General features: G+C 63.7%; 17 protein-coding genes and 1 pseudogene. 6 read left to right on the top strand and 12 right to left on the bottom strand.

Annotated elements, in window-relative coordinates:
* Positions 1-342 precede the first annotated feature (342 nt).
* The 4 genes and pseudogenes from CFB40_RS39375 to CFB40_RS37125 form a co-directional block, all read right to left on the bottom strand.
* A pseudogene (locus CFB40_RS39375) lies at positions 343-570 on the bottom strand (porin); the annotation flags it as partial.
* Positions 571-735: 165 nt separating this feature from the next.
* Positions 736-3,876, bottom strand: coding sequence for an efflux RND transporter permease subunit (locus tag CFB40_RS37135; RefSeq protein WP_089434219.1), 3,141 nt, complete (start codon positions 3,874-3,876; stop codon positions 736-738).
* Positions 3,873-4,991 (bottom strand): efflux RND transporter periplasmic adaptor subunit, encoded by a 1,119-nt coding sequence (locus tag CFB40_RS37130; protein ID WP_089434218.1) that lies wholly within the window; start codon positions 4,989-4,991, stop codon positions 3,873-3,875. Before CFB40_RS37130 ends, CFB40_RS37135 begins: the two co-directional genes overlap by 4 nt.
* A 29-nt stretch (positions 4,992-5,020) precedes the next feature.
* Positions 5,021-5,608, bottom strand: coding sequence for a TetR/AcrR family transcriptional regulator (locus CFB40_RS37125; protein WP_179255345.1), 588 nt, complete (start codon positions 5,606-5,608; stop codon positions 5,021-5,023).
* A gap of 81 nt (positions 5,609-5,689) precedes the next feature.
* Here CFB40_RS37125 and CFB40_RS37120 point away from each other — a divergent pair, with 81 nt between their 5' ends.
* Positions 5,690-7,090: a TolC family protein gene (locus CFB40_RS37120; protein WP_089434216.1), complete on the top strand. Its 1,401-nt coding sequence runs from the start codon at positions 5,690-5,692 to the stop codon at positions 7,088-7,090.
* Positions 7,091-7,190: 100 nt separating this feature from the next.
* Here the strand turns inward: CFB40_RS37120 and CFB40_RS37115 are convergent, their stop codons facing one another.
* Positions 7,191-9,620 carry an AsmA family protein gene (locus CFB40_RS37115; RefSeq protein WP_089434215.1) on the bottom strand — a complete coding sequence of 810 codons (2,430 nt, stop codon included), beginning with the start codon at positions 9,618-9,620 and terminating at the stop codon, positions 7,191-7,193.
* 256 nt (positions 9,621-9,876) lie between these two features.
* On the opposite strand from CFB40_RS37115, the gene CFB40_RS37110 reads away from it, so the two are divergent.
* Entirely contained in the window at positions 9,877-11,682 is a 1,806-nt protein-coding gene (locus CFB40_RS37110; protein WP_089434214.1) for an alkaline phosphatase D family protein, read from the top strand.
* Positions 11,683-11,698: 16 nt separating this feature from the next.
* On the opposite strand, the gene CFB40_RS37105 is transcribed toward CFB40_RS37110, so the two are convergent.
* Entirely contained in the window at positions 11,699-11,845 is a 147-nt protein-coding gene (locus CFB40_RS37105; RefSeq protein WP_076841491.1) for a DUF3096 domain-containing protein, read from the bottom strand.
* 926 nt (positions 11,846-12,771) lie between these two features.
* On the opposite strand from CFB40_RS37105, the gene CFB40_RS37100 reads away from it, so the two are divergent.
* Both CFB40_RS37100 and CFB40_RS37090 read left to right on the top strand, forming a co-directional pair.
* Positions 12,772-13,647: a phytanoyl-CoA dioxygenase family protein gene (locus tag CFB40_RS37100; protein ID WP_089434213.1), complete on the top strand. Its 876-nt coding sequence runs from the start codon at positions 12,772-12,774 to the stop codon at positions 13,645-13,647.
* Positions 13,648-14,663: 1,016 nt separating this feature from the next.
* The gene (locus CFB40_RS37090) at positions 14,664-15,932 is read left to right on the top strand and encodes an aminotransferase class III-fold pyridoxal phosphate-dependent enzyme (protein ID WP_089434211.1); all 1,269 of its coding nucleotides are present in this window, start codon (positions 14,664-14,666) and stop codon (positions 15,930-15,932) included.
* Between the two features lie 305 nt (positions 15,933-16,237).
* Here the strand turns inward: CFB40_RS37090 and CFB40_RS37080 are convergent, their stop codons facing one another.
* The 5 genes from CFB40_RS37080 to CFB40_RS37060 all read right to left on the bottom strand — a co-directional run bounded on the left by CFB40_RS37080 (position 16,238) and on the right by CFB40_RS37060 (position 20,630).
* Positions 16,238-16,534 carry an EthD family reductase gene (locus CFB40_RS37080; RefSeq protein ID WP_089434210.1) on the bottom strand — a complete coding sequence of 99 codons (297 nt, stop codon included), beginning with the start codon at positions 16,532-16,534 and terminating at the stop codon, positions 16,238-16,240.
* A 51-nt stretch (positions 16,535-16,585) separates the two neighbouring features.
* Positions 16,586-17,275: a hypothetical protein gene (locus CFB40_RS37075; RefSeq protein WP_089434209.1), complete on the bottom strand. Its 690-nt coding sequence runs from the start codon at positions 17,273-17,275 to the stop codon at positions 16,586-16,588.
* 204 nt (positions 17,276-17,479) lie between these two features.
* On the bottom strand, positions 17,480-18,628 hold the full coding sequence (locus CFB40_RS37070) for an MFS transporter (protein ID WP_254600131.1): 1,149 nt from the start codon (positions 18,626-18,628) through the stop codon (positions 17,480-17,482).
* Positions 18,629-18,872: 244 nt separating this feature from the next.
* Positions 18,873-19,751, bottom strand: coding sequence for a phytanoyl-CoA dioxygenase family protein (locus CFB40_RS37065; protein ID WP_089429440.1), 879 nt, complete (start codon positions 19,749-19,751; stop codon positions 18,873-18,875).
* A 21-nt stretch (positions 19,752-19,772) separates the two neighbouring features.
* Complete coding sequence (locus CFB40_RS37060) at positions 19,773-20,630, bottom strand: NAD(P)-dependent oxidoreductase (protein WP_256976997.1); 858 nt, start codon at positions 20,628-20,630, stop codon at positions 19,773-19,775.
* Between the two features lie 778 nt (positions 20,631-21,408).
* Here CFB40_RS37060 and CFB40_RS37055 point away from each other — a divergent pair.
* Both CFB40_RS37055 and CFB40_RS37050 read left to right on the top strand, forming a co-directional pair.
* Positions 21,409-22,038 (top strand): TetR/AcrR family transcriptional regulator, encoded by a 630-nt coding sequence (locus CFB40_RS37055; protein ID WP_089429438.1) that lies wholly within the window; start codon positions 21,409-21,411, stop codon positions 22,036-22,038.
* Positions 22,039-22,618: 580 nt separating this feature from the next.
* Positions 22,619-23,218 (top strand): TetR/AcrR family transcriptional regulator, encoded by a 600-nt coding sequence (locus CFB40_RS37050; protein WP_089434207.1) that lies wholly within the window; start codon positions 22,619-22,621, stop codon positions 23,216-23,218.
* Positions 23,219-23,359: 141 nt separating this feature from the next.
* On the opposite strand, the gene CFB40_RS37045 is transcribed toward CFB40_RS37050, so the two are convergent.
* Positions 23,360-24,820 (bottom strand): aldehyde dehydrogenase family protein, encoded by a 1,461-nt coding sequence (locus CFB40_RS37045; protein WP_089434287.1) that lies wholly within the window; start codon positions 24,818-24,820, stop codon positions 23,360-23,362.
* Between the last annotated feature and the right edge of the window lie 171 nt (positions 24,821-24,991).

The following is a 24,991-nucleotide window of genomic DNA, read 5'->3' as shown; positions in this document are numbered from 1 at the left end:
ATAAATGCGCGACGCCCATCCCCTCATCACGCGCGTGAACAAGCCGGGGCACCTCGAATCACGCGAGACGCATCGCGCGTCGCAACGATAGGGCTGCGTGGTCGACCGCCAGTCGGCGGCGCCGTGGACCACGTTGTCGGCAGACAGTTGACGCGCGACGGCCGCCATCCTGTTTGTTTCGCCTCCATCGCACCCTACTTGGCAGGCAAACTCATGCCCCCGAAACGCGACTTCCGAGTCAGGGGGTTACACCCAAACTGGTCAATTGATATGGTCATTTGACCATACAGGGAAACTTGCGGCAACTTGGTAGTTGCACGAGGCTGCGACGCGGGACTTGTCGATGCCATACGTGCGGCTGCGGCCCTGGATTCCGTATGCAGTGCCATTGATCGAATCGACCGACGGGTTCCCTGCGCCCGCCGCGAACAGACCGGCGTTGTTCGCTTGCGAGCAGGCAGCACCCCGCTTCAGGCCTTCAAACTGATACGTCACGCCGGCGCTATATGCGCGGTTGTTCGCAAGGTTCGTACTATTCGAGAGCGAGTACGTGCCACCGAATTGCGGGCCGCAGCGTCTTGTTCATTCGTGACGCTCCGTTCAAAAAAATGAGGCAGGTCTCGCGACCTCGTTCATCAACAGCCGGCAAACACCGGGAGGACCTTGTCCTGTTGGTCACACCCGGGTTTCCAATGCGCCCGCATTGACGGACGCTGAACGGCTGGGCGACCCGTTTCAACATTTCCCGGGCGCATCGACGGCTCCGGAACCGAAGAGCTTCCGGCTCCAGCCGGACAGCCTGTCGCTGAACAGCAGTTCATACAGCACCGGCACCATGCCGAGCGTAATCAACGTCCCGAGCAGCAGCCCGCCCATGATGGTGACGGCCATGCCGGTCCACAGCGTGCCGGCGAACAGCAGCAGCGGAATCAGGCCGGCGATGCAGGTCAGCTTGGTCATCACGATCGGCCGCAGGCGCGCCACGGCCGCCGCGACGACCGCTTCGCGGCGCGACTTGCCGGCCGCCAGCTCGACCTCGATACGCTCCAGCAGCAGCACCGCGTTGTTGACGATGATCCCGGCCAGCGACAGCAGGCCGAAGTTCGCCATGAAGCCCAACGGTTCGCGGGCGATGATCAGTGCGGGCCCGACGCCGATCATCGCGAACGGAATGATCCCGACGATCAGCAGCAGCTTGCGGAACGAGCCGAACTGCCAGATGAACAGCACCAGCATCGCGACCACCGCGTGCGGCAGATACTCGCCGAGCGCCACGTTGGCCTCGGCGGACTCCTCGATTTCGGCGCCCAGCTCGATCCGGTACCCCGGCGGCAACGCGATCCGGCCGACGGCCGGCGCGAGCTGATCGACCGCCTGCTGCGCGGTGCCGTGGGTATTGCGGCCCTTCACGGTGAGCGTGCGCATCAGGTCGCGGCGTCGAATCGTCGACGGCTCGGTATTCAACGTGACCGTCGCAACCGCGGACAGCGGAACCGGCGCGCCGCCCGCAGCCGGATGGATCAGCGTATTGGCGAGATCTTCCGGCCGCGCGCGCTCGGCTTGCGCGCCGCGCACGACCAACGGCACCAGCGTATCGCCGTCTCGCAACACCGACACGTTGACGCCGGTATACCGCGTGGCCAGCGCCGTCGAGATGTCCTCGCTGCTGACACCCAGACGCCGTGCCTTGTTCTGGTCGATCTCGACGTCGACACGCGGCACGCGCGGCCCCCAGTCGTCGTGGATCTGCACGATGCCCGGCTGGGTATGCAACGTTGCCTGGATCTTGCGGCCGATCTCGCGCAGCACGGCTTCGTCGGGACCGGACACGCGATACGCCACCGTGCCGGCGTCGTGGGCGCTGCGCGAGAAGCGTTTCGCATCGGTTCGCACCTCGGGATGGTGTTGCGTCATCCACGCCTGGGTTCGTGCGATCACGGCGTCGAGATCCTGCGGCTTCGCGACGCTGACCGTGACGTAGCCGATATGCGACGCAGGCAGCGGCGGATTGAGCACCAGGACGACACGCGGGCCGCCGTCGGCGACATAGCCGATGCTGGTCGTCACCTCGGGATTGCGCTTGCGATCGTCGAGCCAACGGCTCAGGTCGCGAACCACGTCGCGCGTGAGCCGCGCATCGCTCCCCGGCTGCAGCTCGAGTTCGACCTGGAACTGCGGCCGGTCGGAAGCGGGCAGGAACCCGGCCGGACGCGTGGCCAGGATCGCAAGCGCGCCGACCAGCAACGCAGTCATCACGACCAGGAACCGCCCCTTGTGGTCGAGCACGCGGCGAATCAGGCGCGCATAGGCACCGTAGAAGCGGCTTTGCTTGACCGTCGCGTCGGCATCGTGCTCGTGCGCATCGCCTTCGCCGTGATGGCCGGATTTCAGGAAGAAATAGCAAAGCAGCGGCGTCACCGTCAGACAGAGCAGCCACGACCCGAGCAGCGACAGCGTGAGCACGACCACGAGCGGGCGCAGGTATTCGTTGGTGGCGGTGTCGCCGAAGAAGAACGGCGAGAACGCGAAGATGATGACCAGCGATGACGTCAGCAGCGGGATCGCCAGCGTACGGCCTGCTTCGATGCACGCGTGACGGCGCTCCTCGCCCGCGGCGAGGCGGCGTTCGACGTCCTCCGCGATCACGATGCCGTTGTCGACCAGCAAGCCCAGCGCGATGATGATCGCGGCCATCGACACGATGTGCAGCTCGATGCCCAGCGAGCGCATCACGAGCAGCGTGGCCAGGATGGTCAGGGGCACGATGCCGCCCACCACGACGCCGGCGCGCCAGCCGAGGAACAGCACGACGACGATCATCACGATCACGATCGTCTCGATCATCACCTGGTTCATGCGGCCCATTTCCCGCTCGACCACGTCCGCCTGGAAGGTCACGTAGTCGAGCGAAAAACCGGCGGGCAACTGCTGCTTCAATTCGTCCAGACGCGCGCGCAGCGCCTGGCCGACCGCCTTCACGTTCTGGCCTTTGCGCATCGAGATGCCGAGGACGACCGCGTCTTCGCCGCGGAAGATCGCCGCAGACTCGGGCGGATCGACGGGCCGAACCTGCACCTGGGCGATGTCGCCCAGACGCACGGTGCCCGGCGCGGCTTCCGCGCGCGCGCCGGCCGGCGGCACGGTGAGCGTGAAATCCTGCAGCGCCTGCAGCGAGCGGATTTCGCCGGAACTGACGACCGCGCTGTTCAGGCCCGACAGCACGAGCCGGCCGCCGGACTGCACGACGTTCTGCTTCTGCAGCTGTTGCATGACCGACGCGGCGGACAAATGCAGCCCCGCCATTCTGGCGCGGTCGAATTCGATATAGACGCGCTCCTCCTGCAGCCCATGAAAGCTGACGCCCTGCACGCCGGGCACGCGGTACAGCCCTTCGCGCAGCAGCTTCAGCGGTTCGCGCATCTCGCTCATCGAAAACCCCGGCGCGGTCACCGCGATGGACGCGATCGCCACGCGACCGAAGTCGTCGTCGATCTGCGGAGGCAGCGTGCCGGCCGGGAACAGCGGCACCGCTTCGTCGACCTTGGCGCGCATGCGCTGCAACACCGGCATCAGTGCATGCACGTCTTCACGGAACGAAACCTGGAGGATCACGCTGCCGTCACGCACGGTGCTCGTGACGTGCTTCAGTTCGTTCAATTGGCGCAGGCGCTCCTCCACCGGTCGGGCGACGAGCTGCTCCATCCGCTCGGCCGGCACGCCGGGGTTCGCGACGAATACCAGCGCGTCGCGAACGGTCGTGGAAGGCTCTTCCTGGGACGGGAACGTGAGGAAGGTGAACGCGCCGGTCACGAGAATCAGCAGCGCGACAAAGAAGGTGAGCCGGCTGGAATTGAGTGCGGCCTGGGTCAGCTTCACGAGCGCGCTCCCTGCAGAAGGGTCTGCGCCCGATACGTGACGACGGACTGGCCCTCGTTCAGGACGGCGGTCCCCGCGACCACGACCTGCTCGCCGGCGCGCAGGCCTTGCGTCACGGCGACCCGCCCATCCGGCAGCAGTTGCCCGCCCGTGCGGATCGCGCGGCGCTTCAGCGTCTGGCTGGCGCCGTCGATGACGAAGACGCTGCCTCGGCCGGCTTCCGTGCCGGCCATGACGGCCGTCGCCGGCAGCGTGATGTCATGCGCTTCACCGCGCGGCAGCGCCACGGACAGCACGCCGCCACTGCGCAGCCCGGAAGGGGCACCCTGGACCCGGAAGATGGCTTGCACCAGCGAGCCGTTGTCGCTCCGGCCGGACAGCCGTTCCATGGTCAGCGTCACGCGATCCGTGCCGCTGACCGCGTGGGCTTCGGCGCCGGGCGACAGCGTCGCGGCGATCGTGTCCGGCAGCATCACGACGGCTTCCAGCGCGCGGCCGGCCTCCATCTGCAGCACGCTCTGGCCTGCGGCGACATCCACGAACGGCTGGACCTGACGCGCCACGATTTCGCCGTCGAACGGGGCCGTGATGCGCGTGAACGCGAGGTCGCGCCGGGCGCTCGCCACCGCGGCCTCCGCGACACCCAGCTGGCTCGCGGCCTGCTGATGCGATGCCTGCGCGGCCTGTAACGCGGGCGCGGAAATGATTCCGTCGCGGGCGAGTTCCTCCTGCTGACGCAGGTGGGTGCGACGCTCGGCCAGGGTCGCGGCGGCGGCGGCACGATCGGCCGTCGCCTTGTCGAGCCGCCAGCGTGCCGGCGACTCGTCCAGGCGTGCGAGCACCTGCCCGGCCCGGACGCGATCGCCCACGTCGACCAGCATCGCGACGACGCGGCCCGACGACTCGAAGCCGAGGTCGGTGCGCTGGCGCGCGCGCAGCGTCGCGACGAAGGTGTCGGCATGCGCCTGGCCGGCACCGCCGGCCACTTCGACCTTGACGGGCCGCGGTACGTCGGCAACCGGCGCGGCGGAGGGCTGACATGCCGACAGCAGCGTTGCCGAGACGAGCGCGCAGAGTACCAGCCTGCCCGCTTGAGGCATGGAACGGGAATGCATCGTAAAACCTTCGAAATGAATGAGGGAGCTCAGGGAAGCTTGCGAATCGCGCTTTCCAGCGTGTCGCGCAACACTTGGCGCTGCTCCGGCGTGAACCGGTGCAGGTTGAGCACTTCGAGCAGGGCGATGCCGTCGAGGGCGACGACCAGCGCGAGCACCTGCCCCGCATCGGGGCCGCTTTGGGCAACCCGTGCATAGCTGCGCGAGTAGAAATCCCGCACGGGACCGGCCAGATGCGGATACAACGACGTGGCGGCCAGCAGGTTGGCCAGCAGCAGGCGGCGGTCTTCCGGCATGTCGAAGGTCAGCTTCGACAGCTCGGCCAGCGACGACTTCAACGGCTTCGCGGCATCGTCCGCCTCACGCGTGTCATGTGCCTCCTGCGCCCGCAGGTCCAGCATGTCCAGTTCGCCGACCACCCGCTCGATCAGCGCAGCCAGCAAGTCGTCGCGCGTTTTGAAATGGTAGACAAGGCCTGCTTTCGTGACCTTCGCGGCAGCGGCCACGGCTTCAATGGTCAGGTTCTGGATACCCTGGCTGGCCACGAGCTCGGCCGCGGCATCGAGAAGACGGTCGCGCGAACTGCTGCGGCCGGCTCGTCGCTCGGAAGTCGACATGGTGCATCTCCTTGGGATTGAAACTAAACTATACGTACAGTATAGTTTCACGAACTCCATGTCAAGACTCAAGGCAAACCCATGACGACCGTTGTTTCCCGCCCCGTTTCCGCGCACCGAGCGCTGACCTGTCTTGCTCTTGCCGCGACACTCGCCCTCGGCGGCTGTGCGATCGCCCCGCCCAGCCACGTTGCCACGGCGCCCGCCGTTGCGGCGCCCTCGCAATGGGCCGAGACATCGCCCGGGAAGCAGGGCACCGTCGGCGACCTGTGGTGGCGGGATTTCGGCGATCCGGTGCTCGATCGACTGGTGGACAGCGCGCTCGATGCCAATCGCGACCTGAAGATCGCCGCGGCGCGCCTCGCGCAGGCGCGCGCGCTCGGCGACAGCGCCGAGGCGGAGCGCCGCCCGCGGCTGGATGCGATGGCGCGCGGCGAGCGCGGGCGCGAAAACAGCGTCGATCCGCGTGCGGAGCGCAGCGGCGTCGGCTTGCGTGCCGCGTGGGAAGTCGATCTGTTCGGGCGCGGTGCGTTGCTGGTGGACGCCGCACGGTCCGACAGCGCCGTCGCTCGCGAGGCGCTCCGTGCGACCCGCATTGCGCTGGCTGCGGACGTCAGTACCGCCTACTTCGAATTGCGCACGCTGGAGCGGCGCTCAGCGCTCAAGCGCGAGGCGCTCGAGGTTGCGCAAAGGCAGGCGGTCGTGGCGGAGCGCAAATTCGCCGCGGGCCAGGTGACGGCGCTGGATGTCGAACGCTGGCGTGCCGAACTGGCGCAGGAACAGGCGTCGCTTGCCCAGCTCGACGGCGAACACCGGGTGCGCTTGCATCAGCTCGCGCTGCTCGTCGGCAGCCCCCAGGCGCCCGAGCTCGGCGCGCAAGCCGTGCCGGCCGCACTGCCCGCGCCGCCCGCGACGGTGTTGCCCGCCACGCTGCTCGAGCGCAGGCCCGACGTGCAGCGTCAGGCGCGCGCACTCGACGCCGCGCTCGCCCGTGCCGGCGCCGCCCGGAAAGAGGTCTATCCGCGCCTTCAGATCGAGTGGGCGGGGACGAAGGAAAGGCTGGCCGCGGTCGGCGATGGCGCCGCGCCTCGCGTGGCCGTCGGCTACGGCGTGTCGGTGACGCTGCCCATCCTCGACGGTGGCCGGATTCGCGCCAACGTCGCGGTACACGATGCGCGCGCGCAGGAAGCGATGGCCGAATACGAAAAGGCCATGCTGGCGGCGCTCGTCGACGTCGAGACGAGCCTGGCCCGATGGTCCGCATCGGATCGCTCGATGCAGGAGTGGCAACGCGCCGAGGCGGCCGGAAAGGTCGCCGCACGCAATGCGGCCAGACTGTATGACGCAGGCCAGGCCGATATGAGCGATGTGCTCGCCGCGCGCCACGCGCACCTGCGGTCCCGCGACGCGCTGGAAACGGCAATCGGCGCGCAATGGGAAGCTGCGGTCGGCCTGCGCCGCACCTTTGCCGGGGCCGTCTAGGCGGCCTGGCCGACGCGGCCGCGACGCTTGCGTACGGGCGACGCGTGGTGGCGGCACCCGCGTCGGCGCAAAGCGTCCGCGTTGCTACCGCACACCTCACTTACTTCGCATGCCGGGGTTCGCCACCCACCGGCGCGGAAGCCGAAGAAGCTGCCGACGGCGCATTCATGTACGCCGGCGCCGCCTTCGTCTTCTGTCGGACGCCCGGCGGTGGCGCGACCGGGCGTCGCTCCATGTCGGCCAGCATCTGCCCGCACGGCAACGGGCGGCTGCGGCCCGGCTGCAGCAATGCGAGCAGACTGGCGAGCGGGTTCAGCAAGCCCAGCCCGACCGCGGCCCCGCCCCGCGCGATCAGCGCGCCCGCCTTCACCCCGACGTGCGGTTGCTTGAAGGATCCGGTGACGTACAGCGGCGAGCGTAGCGAAATCACCCGGAATCCCTTGGTATGCGGATGGATCGTCAGGTTCATGGTCTCGTCCCGCAGGTTCACGTTGCCGTCCATTGCGATCACCGCATCCTCGGTGTCGAGCGCGAATACGCGCGAGTCGAGCACGCCGTTGGTGGCTACGAAGTCGGCCACGCCGCAGTTGATCTTCACGTCGCGTGTGCCGAACAGTTTCTCGTACACCACGTTGGCGACGTTCAGCCCCGCGGCTTCCATCAGCAAGAGGCTCACCGTGCCGTCCGTCACCAACGTCTTCACCTCGCCGTTGGAATTCGCGGCGAGCGCCGCCGGCGAATTGCCGGTGGCCGATAACGCGGCATCGCCGTTGACCTCGCCGAGCGCCGTTTGCATCACCGGGAAGGTCGGGAACAGTTGCTTGAGTTTCAGATGCCGCGCCTGCAGCGAGAACCGCCCTTTGAGCGGTACGCCGCTGCCGTCCAGGTGGATGTTCGACGCAAGCGTCCCGCCCGCGACACCGAAGTTCAGCGGGTTGAGCGTCAGCACGCCGTCCTGCATCACGATGTGGGTCGACAGGTCGGTGATCGGCAGGCTCGCGGTCTTGACGATGCGCCGACCGGTGAATCGAACGTCTGCATCGATCTTCTTCCAGCGGTCCGTGCGAAATGTCTCGACCGGCAACGCCTTGTTCGCGGGCTGGGTGGGCGCGGCACCCCGCCGCGCCTTGCTGGCATTCGTGTCGGCGCCGATGAGCGGCGCGAGGTCGGAGAACTGCAGCAGCCTCGACTCCAGCGTGCCGGACAACAACGGCCTCGGTTCGCGCGACACGTACACCAGCGTGCCGCCGAGATCGCTGCCGCCGACGCGTCCCGTGAAGTTCTCGTACTTGAAGACGTTCCCGGACGTCCGGAACTGGCCGACCAGCCGGCCGTCGGTCGCATAGGGCGAGGTTTCGGGCAGCGTGATGCCCGTGACGTCATACAGCTTGGCCATGCTGGTGCCCGCAAGCCACAGCCGGAGATCGACCGCGGCCAGGTGAGACGGGTCCGTCAGCGTGCCGACGAGCGCCAGGTGCGTATCGCCGAAGCGCAAATCGGCCTGAACCGGAAACGGGCGTTGCGCGCCCCGCACGTCCAGCAAATTGCCGATCTTGCCCGTGCCGGCGACCTTGCCCTTCTTGTAGGTCCCCTTGACGGTCCAGCCAATCGTGTAAGTGCCGACGCCAGTGGAGGCCGCGGGCACCGAGGCCGCCGAGGCCGTCGCCCCCGGTGCGGCAGTCGCGGGGGCGTTCGAACCCGCCGCCGGGCCTGATGCAGCCGGGGCGATTGCGGTGCCGGATGTCGTCGCAGCAGCATGCGAAGCAGCGGCCAACGCTTGCGAAGCCGCTGCCGATGCGCGTGACGCCGCTTCGGCACCCGATGCCGGAACCACCGGTTGCGCCGCGCCGGCGTGCGCCTGGGCCGCGAGCTTCTTTTGACCCGCCGGCCCAACGGCCTTTGCCGATTCGTGGTGCGCCAACGCCTCCTGCTGTTTCATCACCGCGCCGAACGGGATCGGCTGGCCAAGCGTGTCGATCACCGCGCTCAAATCGAACTGCTTCTGCTGGTCGTAGTAGCCGAGATTGCCTTGGGCAAACGCGATCTCATGCAGGTCGAGCGCCCATCGGCCCGGCTGAGCGGACTGCTTGAACTTGAACGTCCAGTTGACTCGCCCGTCCTTCAGCCGTTCGAGGTCGACGGACGGATTGACCAGATCGATGGCCGGAATCACGATGCGGCGCGCCATCAGCGGCAGCGCCTCGACCTCGAAACTGATCGCGTCCAGCGTGACGAAATACTTCGTGCGCGCCCAATCGGGGTTGGCGATCGTGACATTGCGCGCGATGAATCGCGGCCACGGCACCCAGGCGCGCCAGCCGTGCTCGCTCGCGGGCCGACGCCAACCGACCTGCAGATCGCCGTTGATGGCGAACTGCCGTCCGATCGCGTCCGACACCTTGTCATCGATCCAGGGCCGGGCTCGATTCCAGTCGAACGTCACGATGACGATCACCAGCGCGGCAAGCGCCAGGGTGACGCTCACGGCAAGCCACGCGGCCGCCTTGCCGACGCTGTGGCCGATGTGCATTGCTCACTCCCCCAGTTTGCTGCCCGGTATCCCAGCAAGGCGCGTTCCTGAATGCACGAGCCTTCCGCCGGATGGCGTGCGGGATTTCGAAAATGGGGTTCGCACGACTTTTCAGTCGTCGATCTTCGCAGTAATGTTCCGGATCGACTGCTCCGCTGCCGCGCGCGGCGGGGGCAGTGGCAAGCTTGTCCGGCGCGAGAAGCGTGCGCCTGCCGCAGCGCTTCCCGCATCCACGGGATGTCGATCGGGAGGATCAATGGATCGTCGCCATTTCCTCAAGTCGTCGGCTTTTTTTACCATTGCGGCTGCCGTCGCCGCCACGCGCGACGTTTCACCGGCGGCCCTGCCGGGCAGCCCCGCGCGCAAGAACCTCCATCGATTCCCGCAAGGTGTTGCAAGCGGTGATCCGCGCGATCACTCCATCGTGTTCTGGACGCGATGCGTTCCGGTATCCAGCGGCGTGCAGCACGACGCAAAAGGCGCCGCGCGCGCGGTCCCGCTACGACTCGAAGTGTCGACGCGGGCGGATTTCTCGACGCTCGTCGCCAGCGTCCCGTTGCGGGCGCTGGCCATCTACGACTTCACCGTGCGCGCGAAGGTGACGGCCTTCACGCCGAAGACCACCTACCACTACCGGTTCGTCGCCGGCGACGACGTCAGCATGACGGGTGTCGCGCGCACCGCGCCGGCGGCAAACGAGGCCAACGAACGGGTTCGCTTCGCGTGGCTCACCTGCCAGGACTGGAGCGTCAACCACTGGCAAGCGATGACGCTGCTGGCCGACGAGCGCGACCTCGACTTCGTCGTGCACGTGGGCGACTACATCTATGAAACGGTCGGGACCGCTCCTCCCGGCCGCGCCGAGCCGGCGCATCCTCCGCTGCACCTGAGCGGCGGCAAGCTGCTCGCGGACGGCCGCGCGTATGCCGAGACGCTCGAAGACTACCGGACGCTCTATCGCACCTATCGAACCGATCCGCGCCTGCAGACGCTGCACCAGCGCCTGCCGATGATCGCGATCTGGGACGACCACGAATTTTCCGACGATTGCTGGCAGGACCATCAGGTCTACACCAACGAGGAGCGGCAGGAAACCGGGCGTCGCCGCAGCGCCAGTCGCGCGTGGGCGGAATACATGCCGGTGGATTGGGACGATGTGCGCTTCGAGCCGGACAATCCGTCGTACACGAACATTCGCATCTACCGCGATTTTCGTTTCGGCATGCTGATGCATCTGGTGATGACGGACGAGCGGCTGTATCGCGACGACCACGTCGTGAGCGAAGCCGCTGTCGCACGTGCGCACGGGCACGACCCGGTGCATGGGGACGACGCAGCCGGCTCGCGCTACTTCGTCAAGCAGGACGTGCTGCAACGCGACGAGGCGCGCGACACCCGGCAGCTCGGCCGCCCGCCGTCGATGCTCGGCCCGGAACAGACACGATGGTGGAAAACCTTGATGAAGGACTCGCCGGCCACCTGGAAGGTATGGGGCAACGAAGTGATGTTGAACCGTCTGTGGTTCGTGATGCCGGGCGCACCCGGGACGCCGGCGGCCCGCCTCGTGGTCGATTGCGACGCATGGGACGGCTATCCCGCGCACAAGCACGAACTGCTCGCTTACTTGCGGGAGCACGGGATCCGCAACGTCGTCGCGATCACCGGAGACCTGCATGCCTTTCAGGGCGGCGTCGTGCGCGACGATCCCGATCCCGCGACGGGGGTGCCGGTCATCGTCGATTTCGTCTGCGCCGGCATCAGCAGCATGTCCTTCTATACCTACCTGAAAGCCGCATGGAACGGGACACCGCTCGCGTCGATCGCGGCGACGCCGGCCAGACTCGACCGCTTCCTGATGGCGAACAATCCCGATCTGTGCCACGCCGACCACGACGCGCAGGGTTATGCATCGGCCACCGTCACACCGGAATCCTTTTCCGTCACGTTCAACAAGGTGAAGCCGTTGAACCCGGACGGCACCGCGCCCGCGGATGCACTGCTTGGCCGCACGCGATTGACGGTGCCCAGGGATTCAGTCGAGGTACGCGTCGAACCCATCTAGACGCCGACGCGGCGCGTCAGTGGAAATGTCCGCCGAAAAGCCCAAGCAGCCCGATGACGATCAGGTAGATTGCGACGATGTAGTTCAGCAGGCGCGGTACCACCAGGATGAGAATCCCGGCGATCAGCGAGACCAATGGGCTCCAGTTCGTGAATGTGTGCATGGCGTTGCCCTCATGACAATAGATCGCGAAATCGCTGGGTGAAGCGCCTCGCCGAAACACGACGGGCATGTGTCGTGCAGCGTTTCATTGCGGGCCGGAGCGATTTCCGTGCCTGGCTCAGCGCGCGAGCTCCTGTGAAAATACCGGCATGCGTTCGAGCCATGGCGCTCGCGCATCTCTCACGGCGCTTCGTCGTGCAGAAGCCGTCATGCGTCGCGATGCCGGGACAGAATTGACAAGGGCTTGAAAAATCGTCCGCGGATCGCGCGTCGGTCGCCGCGCAGCCGCGCCGGGGAAGGATGTCGATCGTGGCGCACGCAACGGCACGGGAAGCGACTCCGTACGCGGGCGCTTTTGACGAGCAAGCAGCTTGCGTGCCGGATCGCCTGGTTCGCACCACACCGAGCCCGTATGCGCGAGCCCGCACGCAAGACTGAACGTGTCGAGGAACGTCGTCGCCGGCGTGACCATTCGATTCCGAATCACGTCTCGCCACACCGCGCCAGGCATGACCACAACTTTCGCATCCACGCCTGAACGACCGCTCTCCTCTCATCCCCTACGCCATTCAAACGCGACGGGTTAACCATGATCGACCGTCGAAAAACACCATGTTAACTTCCTCGATCATACGACTTGGTCACTTGACCTGATTCGTCGCGAATACGCCAGCTCGCCGGAAAACCCCGCGAATGCGTCCATATCTGTCGTTCCGGGAACACGTACTGGACCACCCGCAGGTCGCGACAACGTCGGGAACACCGTGCGCGCTCAGTCAACTGGCGTGGCAGGAACGTATGGCAGAAAGCGAAGGCATACGCAGTCAAATGACTCAGTCAATCATTCTACTTGAGGTCTGGATCACCACCCGAATCAGAACGTGACGCCGCGTCTGATTTACCCGTCCACGCAACTTTGAGGCAAACATGAACGCCAATATTCAGAACATTCAGGACGCGCTCCCCACCGTCCCCAAACAGACCAGCGCGCAAGATATCGTGTCGCTCATGAATCAATATGGTGGAGTCCGGATCAAGAATTATCTGACCCAGGAGCAGGTCGCGAACATCAATCGTGAGGTCGATGCGCCGCTCGAGCGGCTTCGCGAAGGGTCGTCGCACGACAACGAACTGATCAAGGAATTCCACGGCACCTATACGAAGCGCCTGACGAACATGGTCACGCACAGCAAGACGTTCGGGGATGTTCTGGATGACGAACTCTTTCATGAACTCGGCGAGGTGCTCTACCGTGAAGAGTCCGGCGACTGGTGGCTCTCGACCGCGCAGGTCATCGACATCGGCCCGGGCAACACGGCACAGATGCTGCATCGCGATGTCGGCAATTTTCCGCCCCTGTGCGCGCTCGGCGTCAACGGGCCTACGGTATTCACCAACCTCATGATTGCCCTGACGCGCTTCACCGAGGAAAACGGCGCCACCCGAATCATTCCAGGAAGCCAGAACTGGGACGAGGATTACTTCAACAGCAAGGGCACGCCCGACATGACCATTGCCGCCGAAATGGATGCCGGCGACGCGTTGCTGTTCAGCGGCAAGGTGATCCACGGCGGCGGCGCGAACGTGACGAAGAACGAGCGCCGGCGTGGGCTCACGATTCCGATGCAGCCGTCCTACCTGACGCCGGAGGAAGCGTATCCCTTCATCGTCGAGATGGACACCGTACGACGCCTGTCGAAACGCGTTCAGCGAATCATCGGCTTCCGCTCGCAATATCCGGCCGGCACGCCGGGCCTGTGGCAAGTCGACTACGACGATATCGCGACGCATCTCGGCCTCTGAGCCACGAACAGACGCCTGCATCCGTCCGGGAAGGGGATCCTCCTCCACGGATTCCGTGATGCACATGCGCGGGCCACGACAGCATCATCGCCAGCGAAACACCCCATGAAGATCGATCTGACGAATCGCGTTGCGATCTTGAGAACAATGCGGGGATTGCACGCCTTTCCGGGGATGGCCCTCAAGAATCGACTTTCTATTGCACCTCATCCAACTCAGGAGCGTGATCATGGTGAAGCGTTTATTTGTCGCAATCTCCCTCGTTGCCGGGTTACTTCTCGTACTCAGCCCGGGATTCATGGTTCTCTACCATATCGAGCACTACGACTCGAGCCAATAGGCACCATCCGGAAAGATCGAACATGCCGGCGTAGCCTCGCGCGCGGATCGTGTCGAACGCGATCCGCGTAGCGTATTGCTCGCGCTTCGGATGCTCCGACTGCATAGATCAGTCTGCCCCTGCCATGCGCGCACCGTGCGCCTGGACACGCCTGCTCACACCGCTGTCTCCCGCAGCGAAATCTGCTTGCGGAAGCCCACCGCCATCGCCCCTCGCCCCCATCCCCGCGTTGATCGCCCTGCATCCCTGCTCGACAGGTTGAGCGGGGATTTCCATCATGCGGATCAGATGGCGACGCCGCACAGCGCATGCCGCCGAACTGCCGCCGCTCGCCTCCTCCCCCATCGCCGTGGCATGCCCGGCATGACGTTGATCCACTGCCGTGCAGCACTAGTGGAAAACGCCAATTTCCGTATGGACGACATTTATGGACACTAGACTCGGTCAAATGACCCAGTCTCATGAGGCGACGACAGACACCCAGGCGCGTAACGCAGCGAGGCTGCATTCGCGGAGCGAGGTTGGTCGGCGCGTCGATCCAACGACGAGACGCGAGATTTCGGATGCGGCATTCCCCAACATTCCAGGGGTTCAAATACTTGGTCAAATGACTCAGTCAAAAGACTTGATACCGGATCTGACGTTCCGGGAACGAATTTTTCACAAGGAGTCGAGCATGGACAGGCTGGCAAGGAAGAACGAGTGGTTCGCAAGAGCCGAAAAGGTCATCCCGGGCGGGATGTACGGTCACCAGAGCGTCAAGTATTTGACGGAAGATTTCCCGCTGTACTTCGCAAAAGCGAAAGGTACCCATCTTTGGGACGTCGACGGCAACAAGTACATCGACTACGTATGTGGCTACGGCACGAACCTGTTCGGCTACGGCAACGAGCGGATCGAGCAAGCCGCGGCCCTCCAGTTGCAGAAGATCGACACGGCGACGGGCCCCAGCGAGGTGATGGTTCAGCTTGCCGAGGCGCTCACGCAACAGGTCAGCCACGCCGACTGGGCAATGTTCTGCAAGAACGGCTCGGACGCTACCTCGATGGCCATGGTGATCTCGCGCGCGTATCGCGAGAAACGGAAGATTCTCGTGGCGCGCGGCACGTACCATGGTGCGTCCCCGTGGAACGTGCCCTATACGACGGGGATTACCAAGGAAGACCGCGCTCACGTCGTCTACTTCGAGTACAACGATCTCGAGAGCCTCAATGCCGCCGTCAAGAGCGTCGACGGTGACGTAGCGGCCATCTACGCGACGCCGTTCCGGCACGAAGTGCTCTACGATCAGTTCTTCCCGTCGATCGAGTACGCGAAGGAATGCCGTCGCCTCGCGGACGAGCAGGAAGCGCTTCTGGTCGTCGACGAGGTCCGCACGGGGCTGCGCCTGTCGCGTGATTGTTCATGGTCGGACTGGGGCGTGCACCCGGACCTCAGCTGCTGGGGCAAGGCCATCGGCGGCGGCTATGCGATCGCGGCGGTGCTCGGTTCGGACAAGGCACGCGAGGCTGCAACGAACATTTTCGTCACGGGCTCCTACTGGCTCTCGGCCGTGCCGATGGCCGCGGCCATCGAAACGCTGCGCCTGGTACGAGAAACGGACTACCTCGAACACACCAGGCGGTTGGCGGACAAGCTGCGTGCGGGCCTCGCCGAGCAAGCCGAGCGGCATGGCTTCGAACTCAAGCAGACCGGGCCGAGCGTCATGCCCCAGATGCTGTTCGCGGGTGACGACGAGCTCGTGTCGCGCGGGCGGGCGTGGACGTCGGAAGTCATCAAGAATGGCGCCTATCTCCACCCGTGGCACAACATGTTCTTTACGGCGAGCCATACCGACGAAGACATCGCGCGTACGCTCGAGGCGACCGAAACGGCGTTTGGCGCGATCAAGCAGAAGGCGGTGGCAGTGAGCCGCCTGGATATCCTGGACACCGTGCAGCGTTGATGCCGGATGCTGGATGAGCCTTCGGCCTGCGGCCGAAGGCTGTATTGCCGAGCGCATTCGCCCGGCGTCAAAACCCTGAGCGGCCGCGCGGGCAATCGACAGGTGCGGCTTCAGGCAAGGCGCGATCCACTCCCGAACCGCGTCTTCGTCAAGTTCCAGTCGGTCATCCCGTCCGTGGCCGACCGGCATTCTGCTTCGAAGGTCTTGTTTCTTCGTCGTCAAGGCCCGAGTGCATGGGTCCACGCGGACACTTTGCCTCAGACCCTCTTGCCCTCGTAGACCAGGTTCGGTCGACGACGACTCGGTCAGTCGCCGGCGCGGAAGATCGCCGGTTGAACGTTGGTGAAGTTCGGCACATCGCCGACCACCTCGGCTGTTCTGGCCGAAGCCAGCGCGGCGTCGATTCCAGCCTGATCGCTGAAACGCAATAGCGTGACGCAGGCAAAAAGTTGCGGACCCGGCGCCGGAAACAGCACCTCCACCGACTGCAGCCCACATTCGCCCCACGCCGCCCGTACGAGCGACACGTGGGTGGCGAGATAGTACTCGCGGTCAAATTCCATACCCGCTACAGCGGGATAACTCACGATCAAGGTAGCCATATCCGATCTCTCGCATGAAGAATCAAACATATTCCCGCAGGAACGCGACAATTACTGCGGCTTTCGCTCCAGGGGACCAAGGGTATAACCTCGAATCAGACTCCCTTCCTTTTCCTGCACCCGTTCCAGCGCACAATAGGCGTAATACAACGAAACCGACATATAAGACCAAGAAAGCAATGCAAATATATAGAAAATCATATGATCGCCGTCGCCAGGGATAGGGTAAAAGTCGTAGACGCTCGCAATAATCTGTGTGGATACGAGTGTCAGGATCACACCTGCAGCATTACGATACTCTCCGGCATTCGCCAGTTTCTTGACAACGTAAATGAGGTAAAGCGAGAACAACGACCACATCACCAGATAGAAATACGGCTTGGGTCCAACCATGAAATCCGCGGTCCACAAAATAACCGTCCCCACCAGCGCACCCACCGCATACAACACGTCGCCGACAATCGATGGTTTATATCGATGCGTAACCGACATCATGCCCGCAACGATGATGATCGGCACGCCGAAGCCTCTTGAAAACGCGTCGCAGAAAAGCGAGATACTGAAAAATATCGCCTTGCCGGTCAACGCATTGATCATCAAATTCGTTGCCGAGAACGTCACGACCAGCGACTCGAATCCGAGAAGGCCGTTGCGCTTCCCGAAATACTTCACGCCACAAATGAACGAAGTCACGATCAACGCGAGATCAGCCAGGCAATAAAGATAGAATTTGAGTTCCATGAAAAAACTCCGTGATCGTCGAGATATTTGTCGGCCACCATGTTCGTCATCCACGTTCACGGCAGTTTTTTGCGCTGCCTGTCGACGCGAGAGGACGCTTCCGGAAGATGCCTGCTCCGCACTGGCATGTCAGGCATGCTGGCGCCGCCCAGGTATCGGTGCGGTCAGTGCGGCCACGCTCGGTTGATCGCTTCGCCGCGCACGTCAGGCGACCGCGGCTTCGGCATGTTTTGCCTTGAACTGCCGGATCGCCACGCTGGCCAGAAACATCGGCACCACCAGCAACCCGACGGAGAGCCAGCCGACCGCGCGCAAACCGGCCACGCTGAACACCGTGCCGGCAATCGCGGGGCCCACTGCCAGGCCAAGATTGATTGCCGACGCACAGGTCGCGGTGCTTCTTCCGCTGGCATCCATTTGTGAAAGTGCCGCCACCATATAAGGAGCCACCAGCGTGGCACCAGCACTGACGAGCGCCGTCGACACGAGAAACGCCCACTTGCCGCCCACGCAATACATGCCCAGGCTGCATGCGATCAACAGCGCGAGCCCAAGGGCGATCGGCTTGAACAGGCCAAAGCGATCGCCCAGCCAGTTGACCGCCACCCCCACCGGCAACTGGAGGGCCGCATTGAGCATGAACAGCATGCCGAGTTGCTCCGCTTCGACGCCCCGGGTCGCAGCAACCTCAGCGGCAAATCCCATGAGGGCCGTCTGCGAGACGTAGATGAAGAATGCGCTGATCAGCATCCCTCGGACGTCACTGGATTTGATGGCGTCCTTCGCGACCGCTTCCTCGCTTGCGTTGACGGCGGGATGCATGAACGCGCCGAAAAACAGCGCCGCCACGACCACGGCGAGCTGGACGGCATCCACCCCGATATGACCCATCTTCACATTCAGGATCGGTACGACGTACATCGCACAGGAAAATATGATGGCCATCGCAACGGCGACTTGCGCCGCGACCTTCTCCGGGTGCTTGACGTGTGCAATCACCCCATACGCGCACACGCAGCTGACGCCCAACGCGGCGCCGAGAACCAGCTTCGCGGCGACGAATACATGGAAATTATGTGAAAACATCGCACACGTCGACAGGACGGCAAGCGCTGCCGCAGCGAGCGCGCCCGTTCTCTTGTTCAACGTCGCCGTGTGACGACCGAAAACGATGATGGAAAGCGAAAGACAGAGCAGCACCGCAGACGCGAGCCAACCGGCGGTGCTTTCGGACAGCCCGAACCGGGCCATCGATTCCTCGATGCTGAATGGGAGCAGGTAGGTGGGCGTCCAGACCACGGCTCCTGTATAAAGCAGCGCGATTTTTCGGATTCCCTTGATTTCGACACTCACGATCGACTCCTTGTCGTTTGCACGAATGCGAGATCGCGGCGTGGCATCGAATCGCCCTCTTGCTCGCATTCATACCGGCACTGTTTCGAAGACTGCTGCATCCAACCGAAAAATCGCACTATCGGAACGGCTCGCTGTGCACCGATCCAGGCATCCCGTCGAGCGACCACGATGCCTCCAGATGATGGAATCGCCCGATTTCCACGTGAAAACCGGGCCAGGATTCCACCACCCAACCCGTGCGTTAATCGAAATGCCCGACCTCGAGGAAATCCTTCATCTTCAACAGGTCGTTCGGATCCGACATTTGACCGTTGCGCTCGACGAAGCCGGCAAACGTGGTGCCGTACGTCCAGCCGAGCAGGCGCTGCAGCTCTTCCGGATAGCGCTTCACGCGCTCGATGGGCAGCGTGAGGTACTGGTTTTCTTCCTGCCGGAGGATCGCCAGGTCATACGACATCGTCAGGCCGGTGCGCGGGGCATCGCTGGTGTTCTTCCCGCCGCCGTGATAGGTGGAGCCGATGAAGAACAGCGCATCGCCGGCCGACATGGTCGCGGGAATGGCTTCCTCCTGCGTGGGCATGCGCTCGTCGTCCCACTTGTGGCTACCCGGAATGACGAGCGTGGCGCCGTTTTCCGCCGTGAAGTCCGATACGGCCACCATCACCTGGAACCGGGCCTCGCGCCCATAGTTCGGGTGCCGCCAGAGCCATACGGAATCGTCACGATGCAACGGCTGAAGGCCCTGACCCGGCAGGATCTGGATCGCTTGCGTCACCCCCACCTGAATATCGGGCGCGACATCGACCTGGTTTTCGCCGCTCCAGATCTTGATCGGCGTCTGCAGGATGCTGCGCGCCGCACCCAGATAGAGCGGGTGCAACGCAACCTCGGCCATCCAGTCGGTACGCGCGAAGAGGCGCGAGACGCGACGCGTCTGTGTCCCGGCGAAGTAATCGTCCACTCCGTTCGGAGCGGACTCGAGCGTGTCGAAGAGCGTACGCTGGATTCGCGCGAGCAAATCGGAATCGAGAAAGTTCTTGACGATCGCCCCACCATCCTGCCTGACCGCATTGGCAAGATCTTCAGGAGTGCTACCACTTGAAAGGCGCTGCAACGACATGATGATTCCTCCAACAAATTGTCAATGATTGAAGAGTGCGGCGTACCCTCGGTCACCACTGCCTTCTGCAATGGATGACAGGATTCGCTCGCGTAGCGCCTTCAGGATTCGCGGCGGCTGCCCGATATCTTCCTGCGCCTGCTGAAACAGTTCGGTTGCTCGTGCGTAGATGTCGAGGTCCGCTCCGCGCGGTTGATAGTCGGATGCCGCCACGGATTCGAACAGACCTTCGATGAAGTGAGTCTGACCGGCGAGATAGGTTGGAATCAGGTCGCGAATCTCGTCGATCGAAATGCCCGAGTTCACCACGAATCTGAGACCTTCCAGAAAGGCCGCGCCAGCCCCAAAAACGAACGTGCCCGTCAACCCGGCATCGAGCACGTTCGGCACGTCAGGTCGTGCACTGACGTAGGTGGATTGCGGAGCAATCTTCCGGAGCAGCGGCTCCACCTCGCTCCAGGTCTTCTCGTCGCCGCCAAACAGGATGACGGCGTTCTCGCGGCCGATATCCGGCGGGAAGCACTGGATCGTTCCACTGATGAATTTTGCGCCGGCGCCACGCACGATTTGATCCAGCTTCTGGACCTCGGACGGGCGCCCCGTGGCCAGATTGACCACCGTTTTCCCTTTCAGGCGCTCGCCCAGCGCCTCGAAGTCCGCCGCGAGGTCAACCGGCGTTGCCGTCACGACGACGATGACGTCCGCCTCATCAAGGGCGGTGGTGGCGCGCTCGGCAACCCGGGCGCCCAGTTCGCGCAGACGCTGCGCCTTTTCAGCCTTCCTGTTCCAGACGACGACTTCCGCACCATCGTCAATCAGGGTGGCGGCAATGGCGGACCCCATCACCCCCAGGCCCAAGACGGCAATCACATGGCTCATTCGTATTCCCTATCGTTGTCGTTGACCACACTACCGAGAACCATCCTTCGTTCAAGTCAACCACATGAATCATTAGACTTGGTCACATGACTATCAAGCAAGCCGTATGCCAATCTGATCCGGGTGTTCGCCCTTCGTGAAGGGCGGCTAACGCGCGCGCTGGTGATTCGCATGCCCCGGCGCGGGGAATTCGCCGCACCAAGTGATGCTCGGCGTCACGATAGCGGTGCAAACAAGTTGACTTGATCAAATGACCACGAATCTACAGGCACGAGTCTTATGCTTCGACAGGACATTGGGAATACGGAGTTTCCATTAGCCTCGTCATGAAGGCACCGTACGAGCCAACGCAATGGCGTCCCTTCCACGACACGCACGGCCGCCTTATCGTGCACGTGCGACGGTCACCGTACCTGCGCCTCTCTACGACAGCCTCATCGAAGCAGGAACTCAAGCGCCGCTCGACGAGCGGAGCACCGCTTGATGTCCGGGCCGATCCACGATGTGCGAGTCCGTCTTCCGGTTCAGCGAGCCTGCCGCCGAGTCGCATCGCCGCCGCGAGGTTCGTCCGGCGCCGCGGCACATCGACGCCATCACCATGCCCGGCACGTACCTGCGAACGGCACGTCTCACGACGCCATGGCGGCGCAATATCCGTGCGGGACAATGCCTTGTGTTGCTTGCGAAATGCCGCCCATCGTCATGCTAATATCCGAGGATTCGACTACCCTGCACGGGTAGCGCCTTTGGACGAAGACATAAAACGGAGCGCTGGCCTATGCAGCGAGTACGGGCTGAAGTCCGCCGCCAGGACCTCGTCGCGGCGACTGTCGCGGTGATTGCAGAACACGGTGTGAAGGGTGCCACGACCCGTCGCATCGCCGAGGCTGCAGGATGCCCACTGGCGTCCCTGCACTACGTGTTTCACTCAAAGGACGAACTGCTGTTCGCCGTCTACGAGTCCCTGATCGACTTGATCCGCTCGGATAGTCCCGAGCCTCCGGAGCACGGCACCCTGTCGGACCTGGCGGAGTTCAACCTGCGCTCCGTCATGACCTGGTTCGAAGCCAACCCGACATACGCGAAGACCCAGTCGGAGTTGTATACGTGGGCGCTCAGACATCAGCCCGACATGGCCACTGGCGCGCTTCGCATCTCCCAGGAAGGTGCCCGCGCCAATCTGGCGACCGCCGAGCCGCGTGCAGATGCCAAGGTGCTGGACGCCATCGCGCGGCTGACCATCGTCCTGATCGACGGTTTGCTCTTCTCGTGGTTTGCCCAGGAAGATTCGAAACGTCTGGCTGCCGATGTCGACCACGCCAGCAAGATGCTGGCCGCCTACGCGACGACACTGTCGGACGCCCGCCCTGCCGCCAAGCCCCCTCGCAAGTCGGTACGGAAGCACTAAGCCGCTGCCACCTGCGCGATGCACCGGCTCCCCCGGTGCCCTCACAGCGGTAGCGTCGCCGCTTCAATTGACCGCTCGGCTCGCGGCGCATGACGTTTGCAATTTCGCCCATGCGCCGCCCTGCGCGCACGCTCTGCCCGAAGGTGCTTTCAGCAACCGTTGCTCGCGTCCGACCGCGACACGTGCGGTGTGAAGTCACCGGCGCCGCCGAGAATCCACATCGGCCGCGGCCAAGCACCCTGCTTCCATTCGCCTGAAAATCTGACGCTCCCGGCAGGCCGCCGTCGGTCTTGCGTTGCAGTGCTCGCGCTCACGGGTTTACCTCCATCGACAGCGCATCTTTGTCTGCTTAACGTTGACCGATCAAATGATCAAGTCAATCGATCGGATTTTCCGGAATCAGCTGAAACAAGCGAACTGAACATTCAGGGCACCCGTGGCCCCGCCCATTCATGGACAAACTTTCAAGAAGCCGACATAATTCACGATCGTTATGGTCACTTGACCATGTATCACGGATAAACACTACACCTGTGTATGACGTGAACGGAAGAGGATTTTCGGGTACCGGAGTTTACCAATGACAAGAGTTCGCGCTGCGTTGCGGCGACAGGATTTTGTTGACGCTGCCGTTGAAGTCATCGCCGCGCACGGCGTCGCTGGAGCCACCACGCGGCGAATCGCCGAAGCCGCATGCTGCCCACTGGCATCGCTGCATTATGTATTCCATACTAAGAATGATCTGTTCGACGCGGTTTACGAATCCCTGTTCGATCTGCTCGCGGCGAATGCCCCCGCTGACAGGGAATTTCATTCTTTCGGCGAACTCGCCGGATGGCAACTGCGCAAGAATGTCGAATGGCTCGTGCAGCATCCGTCGTACGCCCGGGCACAGTCTGAACTGATCCAGTGGGCAGAGCGTCATCGCCCCGATTTTGCGTTGAAAACCTATGTCGAGACCATCGAGCGAACGATCGCTTACCTCGGCAAGTGCGCGCCACAAGTCAGCCATGACGCGATTGAATCCGTCGCCAGAATGAGCATCATCCTGATCGATGGATTGCTGAACAGTTGGCAAGGCGACACGAATATCCGCGAGCTCAGGGCGAACCTGGATAGTGTAAGTTCAGCGTTGGAGGCGTTTGCCACCTCCCTCTCGAGCTCGACGGTGCAGGCTTGAGCGTCGACGCGGCGTGACATTGCGCCCATCGCCGGCAACCCGACCCAGCCCGTCCGCACGATGCGTCGTGACCGGCTTCGATCCTGCACCTTTCCGTAGACGGACGTCCGCATACCGCCGGACGCCCGTCGTCGATTCCCGCTAGCTGATGGCGCCCGGCGTCGCGCCGAACATCGACTTCGTCTCCAGGAACTCCTCGATGCCGGCGTAGCCCCACTCTCGTCCGTTGCCGGACTGCTTGTACCCCCCGAACGGCGCCGCGATGTCGACGGGCGCGCCGTTCAAATGCACCATCCCGGTCCGCAACTGTCTGGCGACGCGCTCCGCCTGTTCGATCGAGTCGCCATAGACGTAGCCGGACAATCCGTACGGTGAGTCGTTGGCAATGGCGACCGCGTCCGATTCATCCCGATAGGGGATGATCACCAGGACGGGGCCGAAAATCTCCTCGGTTGCAATCGTCATGCGATTGTTCACGCGGCTGAACACCGTCGGCTTGACGTAGTAGCCTCGTTCAAGCCCGGCGGGATTGCCGAGCCCGCCCGACAGGAGCACCGCGCCCTCGTCAATGCCCGTCTGGATCATCTCCTGCACCTTGCGATGCTGGCGCTGGTTCGCCATCGGCCCCATGGTCGTACCGGGATCGCGCGGATCGCCGACGACGACCTGCGCGCACGCCGCGACCGCAATCTGCTCGGCCTCCTCGAGCCGATGCGCCGGCACCAGCATGCGCGAAGGCGCGGTGCACGTCTGGCCGGAGTTGGCCATCATCTGGAGCACGCCATGCGTGACACCCTGCTGAAAGTTTTCGCTGTCCAGAATGATGTTCGCCGACTTTCCGCCTAGCTCGAGCGTCACCCGCTTGATCGTCGTCGCAGCGGCCTGAGCGACTTCCACGCCGGCGCTCGTCGAACCCGTCAGCGACACCATGTCAAAGAGCGGGCTGGACGCGATGGCCCTGCCCAGGCGCTGCCCGGAGCCCTGCACGAGATTGAATACGCCGGGAGGGACGCCGGCCTTCTCGATGATCTCGGCGAGCACGATGGCCGAGTACGGCGCATTCTGACTGGGCTTCAACACGATCGTGCAACCCGCCACCAGCGCCGGCGCGACCTTGCACATGACCTGGTTCATCGGCCAGTTCCATGGCGTGATCAACCCGCACACCCCCACCGGCTCCTTCACGATCCGCGACGTGCCCTGGGTGCGTTCGAACGGATACTGCTTCGCCACTTCCAGCGTCGTATGAAGGTGCCAGAGCCCCAGTGCCGCCTGAAGCGGGCGAGAAATGGCGTCCATCGGCGCACCCATCTCGAGCGTGATGGCGTCCGCCATGTCCTGCAGCCGCTCGGTGTAGGCACCGATCACGCGCTCGAGCATCGCGAGCCGCTCGACGAGCGGTGTGTTCGAGAACGCCGCGAACGCGTCGCGCGCCGCCTGCGCGGCCAGGTTCACATCGGCTTCGTCAGAAAACAGCAACACGCCGGAGACTTCGCCCGTCGCCGGATTGATGATGTCGTGCTCCACGCCACCGTTCACCGGCTCCACCCAACGGCCGCCGATGAACGCCTTGCGGAGATGGTCTGCTTCGAAAATCGGCATCTGCTCGCTCCATGTCATTTGGTATCGAGGGCGAGTCGTCAGCCTTCTGGATCGCCCGGGAAGATCCATACTAACGTCTTTTTTGATCATTTGGCCAAGTCACATGACTCGGTAATAATCAGTATTGCCGCCGGCAAGCCAAAGTAAGACGCTTCAGGGAACGAACCGTCA

Origin of the sequence: Burkholderia sp. AU31652 (assembly GCF_002223155.1) — a bacterium.
GTDB lineage: Bacteria > Pseudomonadota > Gammaproteobacteria > Burkholderiales > Burkholderiaceae > Burkholderia.
Note: the sequence above shows the minus strand (reverse complement) of the source record. Positions and strands in the feature narration are given on the sequence as shown.

Bases quoted from the DNA above. Each gene is read 5' to 3' on its own strand.
- CFB40_RS37060 (WP_256976997.1), bottom strand. From the start codon at position 20,630: ATGAGCCATGTGATTGCCGTCTTGGGCCTGGGGGTGATGGGGTCCGCC.
- CFB40_RS37130 (WP_089434218.1), bottom strand. From the start codon at position 4,991: ATGCATTCCCGTTCCATGCCTCAAGCGGGCAGGCTGGTACTCTGCGCG.
- CFB40_RS37100 (WP_089434213.1), top strand. From the start codon at position 12,772: ATGAACGCCAATATTCAGAACATTCAGGACGCGCTCCCCACCGTCCCC.
- CFB40_RS37080 (WP_089434210.1), bottom strand. From the start codon at position 16,534: ATGGCTACCTTGATCGTGAGTTATCCCGCTGTAGCGGGTATGGAATTT.
- CFB40_RS37125 (WP_179255345.1), bottom strand. From the start codon at position 5,608: ATGTCGACTTCCGAGCGACGAGCCGGCCGCAGCAGTTCGCGCGACCGT.
- CFB40_RS37055 (WP_089429438.1), top strand. From the start codon at position 21,409: ATGCAGCGAGTACGGGCTGAAGTCCGCCGCCAGGACCTCGTCGCGGCG.
- CFB40_RS37050 (WP_089434207.1), top strand. From the start codon at position 22,619: ATGACAAGAGTTCGCGCTGCGTTGCGGCGACAGGATTTTGTTGACGCT.
- CFB40_RS37045 (WP_089434287.1), bottom strand. From the start codon at position 24,820: ATGCCGATTTTCGAAGCAGACCATCTCCGCAAGGCGTTCATCGGCGGC.
- CFB40_RS37110 (WP_089434214.1), top strand. From the start codon at position 9,877: ATGGATCGTCGCCATTTCCTCAAGTCGTCGGCTTTTTTTACCATTGCG.
- CFB40_RS37090 (WP_089434211.1), top strand. From the start codon at position 14,664: ATGGACAGGCTGGCAAGGAAGAACGAGTGGTTCGCAAGAGCCGAAAAG.
- CFB40_RS37120 (WP_089434216.1), top strand. From the start codon at position 5,690: ATGACGACCGTTGTTTCCCGCCCCGTTTCCGCGCACCGAGCGCTGACC.
- CFB40_RS37105 (WP_076841491.1), bottom strand. From the start codon at position 11,845: ATGCACACATTCACGAACTGGAGCCCATTGGTCTCGCTGATCGCCGGG.
- CFB40_RS37115 (WP_089434215.1), bottom strand. From the start codon at position 9,620: ATGCACATCGGCCACAGCGTCGGCAAGGCGGCCGCGTGGCTTGCCGTG.
- CFB40_RS37065 (WP_089429440.1), bottom strand. From the start codon at position 19,751: ATGTCGTTGCAGCGCCTTTCAAGTGGTAGCACTCCTGAAGATCTTGCC.
- CFB40_RS37075 (WP_089434209.1), bottom strand. From the start codon at position 17,275: ATGGAACTCAAATTCTATCTTTATTGCCTGGCTGATCTCGCGTTGATC.